Annotated in this window: 1 protein-coding gene; it reads left to right on the plus strand. The window is 70.6% G+C overall.

What is annotated here, in order from left to right:
• A partial coding sequence (locus DQW85_RS23010; RefSeq protein WP_338043407.1) for a neutral zinc metallopeptidase occupies positions 1-1,098 on the plus strand: 1,098 nt, incomplete at its 5' end.
• Positions 1,099-1,405 lie beyond the last annotated feature (307 nt).

Here is a 1,405-nt window from a genome sequence, read left to right on the forward strand (position 1 = left end):
CCCACGCCGCGGCCCGGGCCGCCGCCACCTCCCCCGCCCCGGCAGGGACCGTACGGGTGGCCGCAGGCGCCGCGCAGGAAGGCGGGCATGGGGGCGGCCGGGATCCTGGGCCTGGTGTTCGGCTCGATGGCGGGGCTGTTCGTGCTGATGGTCATCGGTGTGGCCGTGTTCGCGAGCTCCTCCCGGCCGGACACCACCACGCCGGTCGCGATCCCGACCTACAGCCCGTACGAGCGGCCGAGCGAGCGAGTCGACCCGTCGTCGCCGGACCGGCCCACAGCCCGGCCCACAGCCCGACCCACGGGCCGGCCGACGGCGACGCGGACGACCGACACCACGGTCAACCCGCCCGCGAGGGTCACGCTCAACACGAGCCTGCGCGACAACACGGTCTACCGGGCAGGCGCGCTTCCCCGGCTGAGCTGCCGCGCGGGCGACGCGAGCATTTACAGCCACACCCAGCTGAAGGCGCTGATCCTCAGGACCGGCAAGTGCATGGACCGCGCCTGGGGGCCGGCGCTGCGCCGCCAGGGCATCGCGTTCAGCCCTCCCGGTTACGCCATCGCGTCCGGGCGCGGCCGGGGCGCGTGCGGCGACTACCCCTCGCGCGGGAGCATCGTGCCGTACTACTGCCCGCGCAACAACACGATCTACGCCTCCACCTCGGCCGTCGTCAGGGGCAACGGCACCATGCGCGGGTACGGCCAGATCGTCTCGTGGCACGGGGCGATCAGCAGCATCATGTCGCACGAGTACGGGCACCACGTGCAGAACATCACCGGCCTGATGGACTCGTGGTGGCGAGAGACCCTCGACACGGGTGGCAGGGGCCAGAAGCTTGCACTCAGCAGGAAGCTGGAGCTCCAGGCAACCTGCTTCGGTGGCATGTGGATGCGCTCGGTCGCGGCCTCGTACCCGATCAGCACGGCCGGCCGTTCGCGCCTCTTCTGGTTCAACGGGCAGGTCGGCGACCATCCCGGATATCCCCGCGACCACGGCTCTCCCGTGAACAACCACCGATGGTTCCGGCAGGGGTGGGAACGGAGCCGGGTCTACCAGTGCAACACCTGGCTGGCGTCGTCCACCTCGACGTCATGATGTCATCTGTGGTTCATCTCAGCTTGGGCACATGTCTCTGATGTACCTATATGGCAGCTAGAATCCTGGCAATCTTGTGCCCAACGGGGGGCAAAACCATGTTTTGCCAGGTAGGCGTGTGAAGGAGCCGGCGTGACCAAGCGCGATGGGGTAGACACCGGGGGTCGGAAACGGCGCCCCTCCCGCCATCCTCGCGCCGATTCCGGCTCCCCGCCCGGCCCTCGCGACAGCGGCGCGACCGCCTCAAGCCCGGCCTCGGGCCCAGCGGCGGGCGGGGCAGGGGGCCGCGTTCCGTCCAGGGCGCGGG

Source organism: Nonomuraea lactucae, assembly GCF_003313395.1.
Classification (GTDB): Bacteria; Actinomycetota; Actinomycetes; order Streptosporangiales; family Streptosporangiaceae; genus Nonomuraea; species Nonomuraea lactucae.